This window comes from Corynebacterium sp. NPDC104732 (assembly GCF_055583565.1).
On the sequence record NZ_JBVJNS010000005.1, the window covers coordinates 1 to 14,259 of the forward strand.

The 14,259-nt window shown below is 56.1% G+C and carries 14 protein-coding genes; 9 read left to right on the top strand and 5 right to left on the bottom strand.

Annotated elements, in window-relative coordinates; translation table 11 throughout:
* The 3 genes from ACZ6ZO_RS04905 to ACZ6ZO_RS04915 form a co-directional block, all read left to right on the top strand.
* Positions 1 to 303, top strand: a 303-nt coding sequence (locus ACZ6ZO_RS04905) for a transposase (protein ID WP_465291002.1), incomplete at its 5' end; no start/stop codon positions are given.
* Between the two features lie 56 nt (positions 304 to 359).
* Positions 360 to 1,790: an MFS transporter gene (locus ACZ6ZO_RS04910; RefSeq protein WP_465291004.1), complete on the top strand. Its 1,431-nt coding sequence runs from the start codon at positions 360 to 362 to the stop codon at positions 1,788 to 1,790.
* A 40-nt stretch (positions 1,791 to 1,830) separates the two neighbouring features.
* Positions 1,831 to 2,796 (top strand): nucleoside hydrolase, encoded by a 966-nt coding sequence (locus ACZ6ZO_RS04915; protein ID WP_465291006.1) that lies wholly within the window; start codon positions 1,831 to 1,833, stop codon positions 2,794 to 2,796.
* Between the two features lie 51 nt (positions 2,797 to 2,847).
* Here ACZ6ZO_RS04915 and ACZ6ZO_RS04920 read toward each other — a convergent pair whose 3' ends face one another.
* The 5 genes from ACZ6ZO_RS04920 to ACZ6ZO_RS04940 all read right to left on the bottom strand — a co-directional run bounded on the left by ACZ6ZO_RS04920 (position 2,848) and on the right by ACZ6ZO_RS04940 (position 8,115).
* Positions 2,848 to 4,665, bottom strand: a complete 1,818-nt coding sequence (locus tag ACZ6ZO_RS04920; protein WP_465291008.1) for an NAD(P)-binding domain-containing protein — start codon at positions 4,663 to 4,665, stop codon at positions 2,848 to 2,850.
* 226 nt (positions 4,666 to 4,891) lie between these two features.
* The gene (locus tag ACZ6ZO_RS04925; RefSeq protein WP_465291010.1) at positions 4,892 to 6,127 is read right to left on the bottom strand and encodes an allantoate amidohydrolase; all 1,236 of its coding nucleotides are present in this window, start codon (positions 6,125 to 6,127) and stop codon (positions 4,892 to 4,894) included.
* A 2-nt stretch (positions 6,128 to 6,129) separates the two neighbouring features.
* Positions 6,130 to 6,462: a hypothetical protein gene (locus ACZ6ZO_RS04930; protein WP_465291012.1), complete on the bottom strand. Its 333-nt coding sequence runs from the start codon at positions 6,460 to 6,462 to the stop codon at positions 6,130 to 6,132.
* A gap of 120 nt (positions 6,463 to 6,582) precedes the next feature.
* A complete protein-coding gene (locus ACZ6ZO_RS04935) occupies positions 6,583 to 6,912 on the bottom strand; it encodes a DUF6928 family protein (RefSeq protein ID WP_208767898.1) in 330 nt (109 codons plus the stop codon).
* 402 nt (positions 6,913 to 7,314) lie between these two features.
* Positions 7,315 to 8,115, bottom strand: coding sequence for a class I SAM-dependent methyltransferase (locus tag ACZ6ZO_RS04940; RefSeq protein WP_465291015.1), 801 nt, complete (start codon positions 8,113 to 8,115; stop codon positions 7,315 to 7,317).
* A 126-nt stretch (positions 8,116 to 8,241) separates the two neighbouring features.
* On the opposite strand from ACZ6ZO_RS04940, the gene ACZ6ZO_RS04945 reads away from it, so the two are divergent.
* The 6 genes from ACZ6ZO_RS04945 (at position 8,242) to ACZ6ZO_RS04970 (ending at position 14,257) form a co-directional block, all read left to right on the top strand.
* Positions 8,242 to 9,309: an iron-siderophore ABC transporter substrate-binding protein gene (locus ACZ6ZO_RS04945; protein ID WP_465291017.1), complete on the top strand. Its 1,068-nt coding sequence runs from the start codon at positions 8,242 to 8,244 to the stop codon at positions 9,307 to 9,309.
* Between the two features lie 98 nt (positions 9,310 to 9,407).
* Complete coding sequence (locus tag ACZ6ZO_RS04950) at positions 9,408 to 10,328, top strand: FecCD family ABC transporter permease (protein WP_374065020.1); 921 nt, start codon at positions 9,408 to 9,410, stop codon at positions 10,326 to 10,328.
* Positions 10,325 to 11,341: a FecCD family ABC transporter permease gene (locus tag ACZ6ZO_RS04955; RefSeq protein WP_465291019.1), complete on the top strand. Its 1,017-nt coding sequence runs from the start codon at positions 10,325 to 10,327 to the stop codon at positions 11,339 to 11,341. Before ACZ6ZO_RS04950 ends, ACZ6ZO_RS04955 begins: the two co-directional genes overlap by 4 nt.
* 31 nt (positions 11,342 to 11,372) lie before the next feature.
* Positions 11,373 to 12,185 carry an ABC transporter ATP-binding protein gene (locus ACZ6ZO_RS04960; protein ID WP_182385635.1) on the top strand — a complete coding sequence of 271 codons (813 nt, stop codon included), beginning with the start codon at positions 11,373 to 11,375 and terminating at the stop codon, positions 12,183 to 12,185.
* Entirely contained in the window at positions 12,182 to 13,129 is a 948-nt protein-coding gene (locus tag ACZ6ZO_RS04965; RefSeq protein WP_465291022.1) for a siderophore-interacting protein, read from the top strand. Before ACZ6ZO_RS04960 ends, ACZ6ZO_RS04965 begins: the two co-directional genes overlap by 4 nt.
* A 78-nt stretch (positions 13,130 to 13,207) precedes the next feature.
* Positions 13,208 to 14,257, top strand: coding sequence for an ElyC/SanA/YdcF family protein (locus ACZ6ZO_RS04970; protein ID WP_465291024.1), 1,050 nt, complete (start codon positions 13,208 to 13,210; stop codon positions 14,255 to 14,257).
* Positions 14,258 to 14,259: the final 2 nt, after the last annotated feature.

Genomic DNA, 14,259 nt, shown 5'->3' on the forward strand with positions numbered 1-14,259 from the left:
AGTGACCAGTTGTGGCAGGTGTGCCAGGAACTCGGAATTGCGCAGTCTGTCGGCCGCACCGGTGTGTGCTTCGACAATGCGATGTCGGAATCATTTTGGTCGACGTTGAAGACAGAATTCTATGACCGGAAGAAGTGGGCCACCTGCAACGAAGCACGCAACGCTGTCGCGCAGTGGATCGAGGTGGTCTACAACCGGCGTCGGATTCACTCATCGCTCGGCATGAAGACCCCTGTGGCCTTCGAAAACGCCATCAACAATGATCCCACCAAGCCCAACTCGATAACCCCCAAGGCCGCTTAACTAACTGTCCACGATTTGCGGGCAACCCCATTCGTTGAAAGGTAGGTTTAGAAGCGATGTCCATTAAGGAACCTACAGGTACAGCGCTAAAAACGGGAACCAATCCATCTCAGTCAGGGACGACCCGCTTAACGGGAGAGATTCTTGCCCTGCTCGCCACGCTGGTTCTTGCTGTCTTAGCATTTCAGCTCAACGCTTCAATGGTGACGCCCGCGCTGCCACATATTGCCCGAGTGTTCGAGGTAGGTGATGGAACAGTTGGCCAAGTTTCTTCCATTTTCTTCCTCGCTGGTGCTGTGGCAGGCGTCATCTTGACCCGTTGGTCAGATTTCATTGGACGCAAAAGGACCCTGATGATTGTCCTGACTATCCTCGCGATCGGCACATTGGTATGCATTTTCGCAGTCAATTTTCCAATGCTCCTCGTAGGTCGCTTCTTACAAGGAACATCTGGCGCGATCTTCCAGCTCGTATACATGATCTTGCGGGAAGCTACGAACGAAGCGACCTTCGCGTCCGTCATCGGTGTCATCACTGCGATCAATGGCGGAGTAGCTGGCATTGACGCGTGGGTTGGTGGCTGGCTTACTGAGCACTTTGGTTTCCGTTCGCTGTTTATCGTGATCCTTTGCGCCATTGTTGCCGCAATTGTTGCAACCCAATTCGTAGTAAAAGAACGCCCACTAGAAGAAGTGACGGGCAAAATGGACTGGGCAGGCGGCGCTGTCATGGCCGTAGCACTCATCTTGATTACGTACTACTTCAATTTTGCTGGTACTGATGGCTGGTTTGCCCCTATTCCGCTGTTGCTTCTTGCAGGCACAGTTGCCACGTTCGCGTTGTTCTACTTCATCGAAAAGCGTTCTAGCTCACCGATGTTCAGCATCGATCTGTTGAAGTCACGCACTACGTGGCCGCTCATTGCGACGACCCTGTTGTGTCTTGCCTCAGTATTCGCGGTGATCAATTTCATCGTCACCATTTTGGCCCAAAACTCCAACGTCGGCTTTGGCCTGAGCGCGGACGTTGCTGCCCTGTTGTACCTAACGCCACCAGCACTTATCGGCCTTGTGGCGGCACCGGTATCCGGGTACCTCTCAGGCAAGATTGGGTGGTTCGTCGTTCTTCGCGGCGGAATTATTCTCTCGATGGTCGCCATTTTGGTCATTGCATTGTTCTCTTCCAATCAATGGATCGTTTTCGCAATGATCTGTGTCCTCGGTGTGACATACAACGGCATGATTCTGACCACCATCAACGGACTCGGTGTTGTGCTCGCCTCCCCTGAAGCACCCGGAGCTCTCCCCGCGTTCAACGGCGCTGCTTTCGGTATCGGCGCTTCCCTCGGAATCGGTATTGTTGCACCGTACGTCGGTCTCGGAACGTCCCTCGGCTTCACTGCCGCGTTGTATATCGCTCTTGGGATCGCGGGTCTAGCTCTCGTTTGTTCCTTGATTCTGAAAGCCCGGCCCGGGCAAACGATATAACTCCCCGGCACTGTCCACTAATTTTTCTAAGGAGCACACTATGACTTTGTCTACTTCGCATCGTCCCCTTTACTTCGATTGTGATGCGGGAATCGATGACTCCATGGCACTTGGTTTTCTGCTGTCCAGCCCGGAGATCTCTCTCGTGGGAGTCGGCACCGTAAGTGGAAACACATCAGCCGAGCAAGCAGCCGAAAACGTCTTGCGCATGCTCACGCTCGACGGCCGAGACGATGTTCCGACTGCACTAGGTGGGCACGATTTTCGCACCCACAGCTTTGAAGGAGGTCCCCATGAAATTCATGGGGCCAATGGGATCGGAAACGTTGAATTGCCCGAAACACACCGATCGTTAATAGATCAGTCCGCCCCAGAATTCATCGTGGAACTGTCCAAGCAATACCCTGGTGAACTCGAAATTCTTACCGTCGGTCCGATGACTAACTTGGCGGCCGCGATAGATCTCGATCCGAGCCTTCCTGAGCGAGTTAAACAGGTCACCGCCATGGGTGGCGCCGCATGGCAATCAGGAAATGTTTCCCCGGTAGCCGAGGCGAATGTGTGGAACGATCCGGAAGCCGCGCAACTCGTATTGGAACAGTCCTGGCCGTTAACTCTAGTTCCGCTCGATGTCACTCTTCGTAATGTGCTGGAAGAATCCCACCGCAAGCAACTTCTCGAATCTGATCGGCCACTAGCCCGAGCTATTGGTGAGATGCTTGACCTATATTTTGACTTTTATCTTTCCCAGTACGGACGACGCTGTTCCGCACTGCACGATCCACTGGCAGCAGCAATAGCCGTTGGAAGTGAAGTCCCCATCTACGCACCCGCTGTTCCAGTGTGCGTCGACACCACCGATGGCCCCGGTCGTGGTCAAACCATTGCGGACTTGCGAGGTCAGCTCGCAGGGCCAAAGGATGAAGAAGGTGCAACGACCCGGGTAGCGCTGGAAACCACCGGGGATTTCCCGAACCAGCTGGTTCACCGCCTGCTAGATCAGTAACTGACGTGGCTGGCTGTAACCCAGCCACGGCGTCGTAAAGCAGCGCAGGTCCTACCCCACGTGATTCACTTCTGGAATCTTGTGCACGGGCGTGTCCATCCCTAGATATCGCGCAGCCAACTGGATGGCCAGGTATCGGGAGTAGTGACGCGACTGGTGGAGATTGCCACCGTGGAACCAGAGGTTGTCTACGGTGGTTGGTTTCCACATGTTGCGCAGTTCACCTTCCCAGGGGCCGGGGTCTTTGGTGGTGTCAGAGCCAAGCCCCCAGCAACGGCCTACTTTGTGGGCGGTTTCGCGGTCGACGATCTGTTCCACCCAGCCGCTCATGGAACCGAAACCGGTAGCGAAGATGACAGCCGCACATTCAATGGCTGCACCGTCGGTGAGCACGACGCCATCGGCAGTAAAGTGGTCGATTGAGCAGTATGAATGGAGTTCGATGGAGCCGTTCGCGACGAGCTCGCAGGCACCAACGTCGATGTAGTATCCGGAGCCACGTCGTAGGTATTTAAGGAAGAGTCCGGAGTCGTCGTCACCGAAGTCCAGCATGAAACCGGCGTCTTGGAGCCGCTGGTAGTAATCGGCGTCTTCTTCCCGAATCGTGTTGAAAACCTCCCGCTGCACCTCGGGCAGGAGTTTGTACGGCCACGATGCGAACAGCATATCGGCGGTATCCGTATCGATCCCGGCTTCCACGGCGTCTTCCGAGTAGAGCGGGGCAAAGACATGCTTCATTAATGTTTCGGATCGGGAGACGTGCGTCGATGAGCGTTGCACCATGACCGGGTGCGCACCGTTTTCATACAGGTCAGCGCAAATGTCATGCGCGGAGTTGTTCGCCCCAAGCACCACTACGGTCTTACTCCGATATTTCTCACCGCCGGGGTGTTGCGAGGAGTGCACGATGTCCCCCGTGAACTGTTCCTGGCCGGGGAACGCCGGCATGTTCGGCACACCCGACATACCGGTGGCAAACACGAGTTGAGTTGGCCGCAACTCCACCACGTCACCGTCACGGTCGATCTGAACCTTCCACCCACCGTCCACTTGCTCAGCTTTGGTGCAGGTTGCACTGGACCAATAGTCAAGATCCATGATCCCCACATAGTGCTCGAGCCAATCCCCCATCTTGTCTTTCGGGGTGAAAAACGGCCAGTCGTCAGGGAATGGCAGGTAGGGCAGGTGGTCGTACCAGACCGGGTCGTGCAGGCACAGGGAGTGGTAGCGACCGCGCCACTGGTCGCCGGGGCGCGCATGCTTATCGACGACCAGTGCCGGCACCCTCAACCTCTTCAGACGCGCGGCCAGCGCGATCCCACCCTGACCACCTCCGATGATCAGCACATAAGGTTGTTCAGTGGTTCCTAGCGCTGCAACACGCTCTGCCTTCAGATCTGCCCAATTACGACGATCAGTCCTCACGCCATGCTGCGCACCCAATTCTCGATTACGCCCCCGCTTCTCTCTCCGCTCCTTCAGCTCTCGCGCGCTCGTGAGCAAAGTCCACGCCTTGCCATCACGGATGCGAACGATACCTTTGCCGAGGAAAAGTGGGGTTTCGAAATCGAAACTCACCCGGGTGACGTCCTCAGTTTCGTCAACCTCCTCCGTCACCAGGATCCGATCGACCGGAAGCATCGGCGGATTATGCGCTATCAGTTCCTCGATCTGCGGGATCCCCTCAGCGGTATGGATATTCCAGGTGAAGGTGACAAAATCCCGCCAAAACGAGTCTTCTGCAAAGACCTCCTGGGGCTGAGCGGAACCATCAAGTAGTTTCTGCCAGGCATTGAGCCAAGTCGTAGCAATTCCCACAATCACCCTCCTGTGATCTAGATCATCATTGGGGTGGAGTCTATATTGCATTGTCCTACAGCTAAGGGCGCTTTTATCCAATGGTTACCGCTGCAAAGCAGGCTAAGTTCGTTGCCCGATTCGTGACGTGTACCCTTTGGCTCCACTTAACAAGAACTGTTCAACAATCAGTGTTTCTGTCAGCCTTGCGTGCTACCACCTGTGTCGCGGCTCTTCGAATGCCAAGCATGACATCTTCGATAGCCTTGAGAGTTTCAACTTGTTAATCTTGTTTTCTTTACTCCCGGTCCAGCCGAAGAACTGCCTCATAAACAACGCGCGTCCCCAATTCCAAATCCTCCGCGCGCGACAGTTCTAAAGGAGAATGGCTCACCCCGCCGTTGAGGCTGGGGACGAACACCATGCCAGCGTCGCAGATCGAGCCGACAATCTGTGCATCATGGCTAGCACCGGAATACATGAGGGTATGGCTAGCTCCCACGCTGCGTGCTGCGTCAGCCAGCGCGGTTTGAATCTTGTTGGACAAGAAGGCAGGGGCGACGTCAGAAAGGTACTGAGTTTCCAGCCCAATTCCTCTCTGTTCGCTAATCGCACTAGCCAAATCCGCCAAACCCTGCGCTGTTTCGCGCTGCCGGACGCTATCGATGTCCCTGACATCAACTGACAGGGTGCATTTTCCTGGAATGGTTGTGATACTCCCTGGCTCCACGTTGACTTGTCCGATGGTCACTCGTGTCCCATGGCGTTCACTATCAAGTGCAATGGCTTCAGCGGCAAGGGCAAACTCCGCTGCTGCCATGAATGCGTCTTTTCTCAGGTGCATCGGCGTGCCACCGGAGTGTGAAGCTATGCCAGTAAACGTTATGGAAAAGCGGCAGGACCCAGAGATGAGGTTAACTACGCCGATGTCTAGTCCCTGCGAATCCAAAAACGGCCCTTGTTCAACGTGCAGCTCGACAAAGGAATCCCAATCAGCTGGATTCCAGAGAGCTTCAGCAAGAGCATCCGGGCGGAGTCCGCAGTCCTTCATCGCTTGATAAGCGCTCACACCGTCGTTGTCTTTCAATCGCTGCAAGTCCTGGACTGATGTGCGTCCGGTAACCAAACGGGATCCGATACATGCTTGTCCAAACCGCGCTCCTTCTTCGGTAGCGAAGGCAACGAACCGAATCGGGTGCCGAGTTGTTACATCTTCCTGGGTCAGCCTCTCCGCAACCAGCATTGCCGTCACCACGCCCGCAATGCCGTCATATTGTCCAGCCCGATAGACACTGTCGAGATGTGAACCAACACCAATTGCCGGCAACGGTTGTGCGCCAGGGTATTCAGCGATGGTATTTCCCACTGCATCGGTCCACACTGACAAACCCAGGTTTTCCATAAATTCGACGAATACCTGATGCGATTGCCGTTCTAATGCACTGAACCCGAGCCGTTGTACCCCGTCAGCGCACGCTGGATCGCTGATGGCGGCAAATGTATTAATGAGGTCTGCGAAGGAGGTGGCGGACATAGTTACGCGCCGCCTTCCTCAAGCACATCAACTAGCGAAAGCGCATTCGCACTCGACACAAAACTCACCAGAATATGACCACTTGGCACGTCAGGCTTTTCTGAAGCGACCGAAAATGGGATGCCAGTATGCAAGCTGAGCGCAACTGTCAGCGGAAGATCCTCAGGAGTGCACACAAACTTGGTCGTGCCTTGTGGCACTTGCGCTGCCAATATCCGTGCTGCTTTCCGCAGTATGTTTGGCTCACACTGTCCCTTGGTTTGAGCGCGCTCACCGAAAGAGGCGAGGTCACGGCGCAATTCCTCACTTAGCTGAGCAATCGACAGTTCAAACATCTCGTATCTCCAACTGACTACGTTGACCCCTTAGACAGGATGAAAGCGTCGCATCCATATGTTCCGTCAGGCCCATCTGGATTTGACGCTATCACTCAAAGCAAAAAGCACGCACGAAAATTAACCCCGGTATTCGAAGCGGTGCACCTTCACGTGCTCGGTTGCTGCCCGGCATTGTTCAATGAGAGGGGTCATCACGGCGTCACCTGTTGGTGTTTCTCCCTCTATGCCGAACGCCCAAATTGATGCTGCCGCACCGTATTCACCAGGATGAAATGGCAGCGGATATTCTTCTTCAGGTGGTAGAGCGTGTTCACCGCGGAGGTAGGAGAGCTCAAACTCCAGCGGTTTTCCTTTGTTCTTTCCCACGGGGAGTCGGCGATTATCTTCACGCCGTGGTGAGAAGCCTGGCCAGTCCACACCTTCGAGCCATGTGGTTTCACAATCCATTTCAAAATCGCGTGGCCCGTATGGACCCCCTCAACTCCGAAGTTGACATAGTCAACCACTGATTCCAATTGCAGGTACCACAACCCAAATCCTTCAGGCATGTCGTAGTCGACATCGAGGGTGTCGATATCCCCGGAAAACAGCACGGTGTTTCCCCACGAGCCGCAGTTAAGTTCTGGTCCGCGACAGCCGACATGGTTGATTGAGTCCTCACCAGCGAGGACAAACTTATCCTTGAAGTAATATTGGACGAACTGATTAGCGCGTTCTGGTCCCGCTTCGGGTTGTGTCCAGATAGCCTCGCGCGGAATTCCATCAGAGATAGCATATAAGCAACAACTGTAACCCATGCCACATTATTTTAACGAAAGCTATCTCTCATTGCAGGGCGAGAAAAACTTTTCAAAACTCTACCTTCACCACATACATATCCTTCCGCTCCGCTACCTGCGTGAAGGTATCGGCCACATCAGGAGGCAGTAGCTCACGCTGCCCATGCGGGAGGTAGTGCATGAAGTTGAAATCAATTTCAACGTTCGATATCGCAGGCGACCAATCCCGAACGCAGTAGGGATCCGATAGCTTAAATGGCATCGTGGCAGGCAGCCCGGCACTAGCAAGTACCTGTTCGCTACGACTGGTCACGTCTGGTGATTGAGCATCATAGATGAATTTTCCGCCCGGGAACTGGCGGCCCATGGCGTCGATAAGCGCTGTGGCCTGCTCAATTTCAAAGAGGTACATCACGCCTGCGGCGAGTGCGACGAAGCCCCCGCGGGCGTCCACCTGCTTCAACCACTCGAAATCGAATGCGCTGAAAGGTAGCTCGATGGAGTCGCTGGCGGGTAGCCACCGCTTGCGTAACTCGATGACCTCGGGAAAGTCCAGATTGTAGAGGGGACCGTGCGGAATCTCAGCCAGATCTTCTTCCAGGCGATCCAGCCCGCAGCCGAGATTGACCACCGCGGCTTCAGGATGATTGGCCAGGTAGGTTTTGATTTCCGCTATCGAAGCGATATGTCGCAAACCATAGGAGGCCTGCGAAAATAGCGGCATATCGTTAATGGCCACCCCATGACTGAGTGCGATCTCCCGAGCCTGCTCAGCCCAAGAATCTGAAAACAGTTCGGGCCAGGTCCGCGCAGCCTCCGCGCGACCAATCAGCGGATAAAACAGGGTCTGCTGGGTTTTCGTGAGAGACATATCCACGAAAATACCGCATCTCGAAACAGAACTAACTCACATCAAATGATTTATTGTTAGGTTAGGCTTGCTTTTGTTAGTGTCGCTTTAGTTGATCAAACCGCTGTTTCATTAAAAGGAACCTAAATGAACAAAACTTGCCGGGCTTTGGCGCTCGCCTTTACCGCCGCTTCCATCACCCTCACTCTGACTGCATGTGGAAACGCAGACACCGCCAACCAGAGCACCAGTAACAGCGCCAGCACGGCCGACGCCCAATCCGCCTTCCCGGTCACCATCAAGCACGCCTTTGGTGAAACCACCATCACCAAAGCCCCGCAACGCATCGCAAGCATCGGCTGGGCCAACCATGAAGTCCCCCTCGCCCTCGGTCAAACCCCAGTCGGAATCAGCAAAGCCACATTCGGCGATGACGACAACAACGGCGTTCTTCCTTGGGTCGAAGAAAAGCTGACAGAACTCGGAGCAAACTCCGGCGACAAAGCACCCGCGATATTCGACGAAACAGATGGCGTCCCTTTCGAACAGATAGCCAACACCAAACCAGACCTCATCCTGGCCACCTACTCCGGGATCACGCAGGAGGACTACGACACCCTCTCCAAGATCGCACCAGTAGTCGCATACCCCGAGATGGCCTGGGGTACGTCGCTGGAGGAGATGATCGAGATTAGCTCCCAGGCCCTCGGTAAGGCGGAGGAAGGCAAGAAACTCACGGAAGAGCTGAACAGTAAGATTGCTGCGAGCCTCGATAAGTACCCCAACCTGAAAAACAAGAAGGTCCTGTTCACTTCCTTCGGTGGCAGCTCCGATCCATCCAAGATCGGCTTCTACTCCATCAAGGATCCCCGCATGGGATTCCTCACCAGCCATGGCCTTTCGGCGCCCAACATCGTCACGGAACAATCTGCCACAGCAGAGAAATTCTGGGTTGAAGCTGCTACGGAAAAACCAGAGCAGTTCGCGGACGTCGACCTCATCATCTCCTACTCCTCCGGCGACACATCCGAAGATGAGAAAAAGGTCAAGGAGATGCAAGCCGACCCCCTACTCTCTAAAATCCCAGCTATCAAAAACGGAAACATCGTCTTCCTAGAGCAAGGGCCTCTCGGAGCTGCGGCCAATCCTTCCCCGCTCTCCATCCCATGGGCAATCGACCGTTATTTTGCCGTGCTTAACGACGGACTCAAGTAACTGTGGCAGCCACAGCACTCCGCTCGCCCCGAACCCGCGTCGCCACGGTATTTTTCATCTTGCTGACGCTCACGCTGGCCGCGACAGTATTTTCACTGATGTTCGGGGTCCGGAGTATCACGGTTGCTGAAGCCCTCTCGGCGCTGCGCGGCGCAACAGACACTGCGGGCGAAGCAGCAGCGTGGACACGCATTCCGCGCACCGTTTTGGCATTGTGTGCCGGCGCTACGCTCGCAACCTCAGGGGTGGTTTTCCAAGCGGTGACACGTAACCCGCTGGCTGACCCTGGGATTTTTGGCGTCTTGTCTGGGGCATCTCTGGCCGTGGTCATCAGTATTGCGTTTTTCAACGTCACCCGCCCTTTCCCCACCATGATCATCGCCGCCACGGGAGCCTTCGCCGCTGCAGCATTCGTCTATAGCGTGGGGTCTATCGGCCGCGGCGGAGCGACACCGCTGAAACTCGCTCTCGCCGGGGCAGCCACGGCCGCAGCGCTGTCCAGCTTGACCAGCGCCATCTTGCTACCACGCGCCGAAGTTATGGATGCATTCCGGAATTGGCAGATCGGCTCCGTCGGTGGCGCCAGGTGGGACTCCCTCTCGGTAGCTCTGCCCATGCTCGGCATTGGCTTCATCATTGTTTTTCTGAGTTGCAATGGGCTCAACGCACTTGCACTCGGTGATGATGTTGCCACCGGACTCGGTATCAACCTCACCCGTACCCGGGTATTGGCAACACTGGGCGCGGTGCTCCTGTGTGGCACGGTTACTGCTGTGACCGGCCCAATTGCGTTCGTGGGGCTGATCGTACCGCACCTAATCCGCATGGTCCTCGGCACCGATCACCGTATCTTGCTCCCAGCTAATGCCTTAGCTGGCGCCGTGTTACTCACCCTCGCAGATACCGCTGGGCGCTTGCTCCATAATCCGTCAGAGGTTGCAGTTGGCATCATCATGCCTTTCCTCGGCGCGCCACTGTTCATCTGGATTGTGCGCCAGACAAGGATCCGGGAATTATGACACCACTAGCTACCACCATTCGGCACCATCGCCGACGCGCTACCACCACGACGCTCATCAAGCTGTGCCTCATCGCACTTCTCACCATAGCGTTGTGGCTGGGAAGCCTGATGCTGGGAGATTCCTTCTACTCACTTGCTGATGTCATCGGCGTATTACGTGGCGACACCGTCCCCGGCGCGTCTTTTACGGTGGGTGAGCTACGGCTCCCGCGCGCCACCGTTGCTATCGTCGCTGGTTTTGCCTTTGGGGTTTCCGGGGTCATCTTCCAAACCATGCTGCGTAACCAGCTGGCCTCACCGGACATCATCGGAATTTCAGCTGGCGCAGCCGCTGCGGGCGCCACCATGATCGTGTTATTTCACGCGCCTCAGACTGTTGTCTCGGCAGTGGCCCTGGTGACGTCGTTAAGCGTCGCGGGACTGGTTTATTTACTCTCGATTAAATCGGGTTTCGCTGGTACGCGACTTATTTTGATGGGGATCGGTGTCGCAGCGATGTTGCAAGCGTGGACCAGCTACGTGTTGTCAAAAGCATCCGCCTGGGATTTACCCACTGCTACCCGCTGGCTGACCGGTTCACTCAACAATATGTCCTGGGAGCGAGGCCTTCCACTCATGGTTACCGTCGGGGTCGTGGTACCGCTGTTGCTCATCGGCACCCATAGACTGTCAATCCTCCGGCTGGGGGACGATGTCGCTACCTCACTCGGTTTGCGGGTCAATCTGCTCCGTGGCGCACTGCTTATCGGTGCGGTGACACTGATCTCAGTTGCCACCGCCGCTACCGGCCCAATTTCCTTCGTCGCGTTCATGGCCGGGCCCATTGCCATGCGGCTTTTCCCGCGTGGCGCAAACTTGGTTTTACCTGCTGGAATTGTCGGTGCCTTACTGATCCTGGCAGCTGATTTTGCCGGGCAGTTCCTCGTCGGCACACGCTACCCAGTCGGCGTTATCACCGGCAGCCTCGGCGCGCCGTTCCTGATCTATCTGCTCGTGAAAACTTCCCACTGACACCCCTCGCCACCGCCAAGGAGTGACCCAATTGCCTACAACGCTAACAGCCCGTGCACTGTCTGCTGGATACGGGGCTGATCCCATTGTCAAGGACCTGACTATTTCGTTCGAGCCCGGCAAAATCACCTCCATCGTCGGCCCTAACGGTTGTGGTAAATCAACATTTCTGCGCACCTTAGCCCGGCTTATTCGCCCCACGGCGGGCGTTATTGAACTCGACGGCAAGGCCCTTAATTCCTACTCCTCACGGGAACTAGCTAGGCGGCTTGGGCTGCTCCCGCAGTCTCCCATTGCCCCAGAGGGGATGACGGTGGCTGACCTGGTTGGTCGCGGCCGCACACCCTACCAGGGAATTTTAGGACGGTGGAGTGCCACCGACTACGAGATTGTCGCTGAAGCAATGGCGGCAACTGAAGTTGATGAACTTGCTACTCGCTGCCTGGAAGATCTCTCTGGTGGCCAGCGACAGCGCGCGTGGATCGCGATGGCGTTAGCGCAGCAAACTGATGTGTTGCTCCTTGATGAACCCACCACGTACCTGGATCTCAAGCACCAACTGGAAGTCCTCGATTTACTTACGGACCTCAATAGGCGCCACGGGACCACCATCATCATGGTGCTGCATGACTTAAACCTTGCTGCGCGTTACTCGGACAACCTGGTGGCGATGCGGGATGGGCACCTGCATGCTGTGGGCGCTCCCAGTGACGTACTGACCCAACGTCTTACCCGCGAGGCATTCGACTTGGAAACGCTCATCGTGACCGACCCAGTTTCGGGCCTGCCATCGGTTTCTCCCATCGGCCGACACCACACCACTTATGCAAAGGAGCTTTCATGACCTTCCGACCGTTTCGTGTGCGCGTGGCCCGTACCCAACAGATTTCCCCTCATTTCCAGCGCATCACCTTTCACGGCGTCGAGCACATGGGCCCGAAAGATACGGTCCGCGACCTGCGAATAAAACTCATCATCCCCCACGGTGGCTCCTTGCCGGAGTTGCCTGAAGAAAATTGGTATGCCACCTGGAAAGACCTGGAACCTACCACCCGTGGTGTAATGCGCACCTACTCCATACGAGCGTTACGACGCGCACCGGCAGGCAGGCTGGCAGGCACAGCACACGACGAGCTCGATGTTGACTTCGTCTTGCACCCCGAGGCCGCAGGTCCGGCCTCCTCCTGGGCGCACACCGCGCAGGTCGGCGAGGAAATCATCCTCATCGGCCCGGCGCGTGACGACGACTCTGGCACCGGCATCGAATTCACCCCGGACCCCCACAACCACGTGGTCATGCTCGGTGATGAAACTGCGCTACCAGCGATCGCAAAAACATTGGAGGAATGGCCCGTCGGCAAAACTGGGGCGGTATTCATAGAGATTCCCTGCGAGCTCGACGCGCAGGAGCTTATTGCCCCACCCGGGGTCTCTGTCCAAATGTTGCCCAGAGATTGTGCGGCCCCAGGCTCCCTGCTGTACCAACACCTGGAACAGCTGGTGGTGGAGGTGACCGCTGAGCGGCCTACGCTCCCTGAAACCGAAGACGCTGAATACGACCCGGAGCTGGTCATCTGGGAAACCCCTCGCTTTTCTCGCGCTGGACAATCCCTGGCAGCTGATGCGAGTGCCCCAAGCACGTCACCTTTTGTTGACACTTACTTCTGGATTGCGGGTGAATCTTCCGCCGTGATCCAGATGCGCAGGCTACTGGTTAACAACCAGGTGCCACGCCAACAGATTTCATTCATGGGGTACTGGAAAAGCGGGATTGCGATGCAGGGGTGATCCCCTGTGAGAGCGGGCTGACTGGTTCGTCGATAAGCGGTGTGACGCAATGGTAGTGGAGCTTATAAGGTTGAGGGCGTGCTTATTTTCCTCGTCCTCGCGCTGATCATCGGTTTTGTGGTGCTCTTCCGGAAAGAGCCTCGCTCCATTTGGCCGGGAGTGCTCTTTACTTTTACGTTTTTCATCGTCATAGCGGCGATTGCGATTGGGGTTTCCCTCGCCTTTTCCTGGCTGGCTGGGCCGCTCATTTTGGTGATGGCCGTGGTACTGATGGCCGTGTTGGCGTCCGCCCCACTTGTCTTGGGTGGGTTTTTGCTGGTCAACATGTTCATCGTGTGGCGCAAAGAGGGCAGGTCGGTCGCAGCATTGACCTCCGGCATCATCGGCGCTGCTCTGTTTATCTACACCGGAGTGTTCTATTTCTCCTTCCTTTCCTCAATGATGGAAAGAAACCTCACCCGGGTTGAACTGGTGTTTGTGGCAGCATTTCCCACGGTCGTCTACATTGGCCTGGCTTTCGTGTGCTTCATTACGTACACGATCTTCTACGAGTGGTTTTTCAACCGTTTCGGCAAACGTCCGGACGCTGTCATTGTTCTTGGCGCCCAGGTTCGCGATCCCGACCAGCTCACCCCATTGCTCCGCAGCCGAGTAGACCACGGCATTAAGGTAGCGCAGCGCGCAATCGATAGTGGCAAAGATACTGTGCTGGTATTTTCCGGTGGCCAAGGACCGGACGAGCCTTGCGCCGAAGGAGAAGCCATGGCGCGATACGCGATCTCCCAAGGTGTTGACCCGAGCCGGGTGATCGTGGAGGACAAATCGACCACCACGGAGGAAAACCTTACGTATTCTGCCGAGCTACTCCGCGACCAGGACCGGGTGCCACACGACCCGTGGATCGCGGTAGCAAGTTCCGATTACCACGCCTTCCGCGGAGCGCTGATGATGCGCAAAGCCGGCCTTGATGGCTATGCCACCGGGGCACGGACAGCCCGCTATTTCTGGCCGAGCGCAAAGGTGCGTGAATTCATCGCTATCGTCGTCGATCACAAGTGGTCAGTGATCGCCTTCGGCATCTTAAGCGTGCTGGCGGGGCTCATCATGTCCGATTTCAGCACGCCTTAGCG

Coding starts and splice junctions, on each gene's coding strand:
- ACZ6ZO_RS04910 (WP_465291004.1), top strand. CDS start 360: ATGTCCATTAAGGAACCTACAGGTACAGCGCTAAAAACGGGAACCAAT.
- ACZ6ZO_RS04915 (WP_465291006.1), top strand. CDS start 1,831: ATGACTTTGTCTACTTCGCATCGTCCCCTTTACTTCGATTGTGATGCG.
- ACZ6ZO_RS04920 (WP_465291008.1), bottom strand. CDS start 4,665: ATGCAATATAGACTCCACCCCAATGATGATCTAGATCACAGGAGGGTG.
- ACZ6ZO_RS04925 (WP_465291010.1), bottom strand. CDS start 6,127: ATGTCCGCCACCTCCTTCGCAGACCTCATTAATACATTTGCCGCCATC.
- ACZ6ZO_RS04930 (WP_465291012.1), bottom strand. CDS start 6,462: ATGTTTGAACTGTCGATTGCTCAGCTAAGTGAGGAATTGCGCCGTGAC.
- ACZ6ZO_RS04935 (WP_208767898.1), bottom strand. CDS start 6,912: ATGGATTGTGAAACCACATGGCTCGAAGGTGTGGACTGGCCAGGCTTC.
- ACZ6ZO_RS04940 (WP_465291015.1), bottom strand. CDS start 8,115: ATGTCTCTCACGAAAACCCAGCAGACCCTGTTTTATCCGCTGATTGGT.
- ACZ6ZO_RS04945 (WP_465291017.1), top strand. CDS start 8,242: ATGAACAAAACTTGCCGGGCTTTGGCGCTCGCCTTTACCGCCGCTTCC.
- ACZ6ZO_RS04950 (WP_374065020.1), top strand. CDS start 9,408: ATGTTCGGGGTCCGGAGTATCACGGTTGCTGAAGCCCTCTCGGCGCTG.
- ACZ6ZO_RS04955 (WP_465291019.1), top strand. CDS start 10,325: ATGACACCACTAGCTACCACCATTCGGCACCATCGCCGACGCGCTACC.
- ACZ6ZO_RS04965 (WP_465291022.1), top strand. CDS start 12,182: ATGACCTTCCGACCGTTTCGTGTGCGCGTGGCCCGTACCCAACAGATT.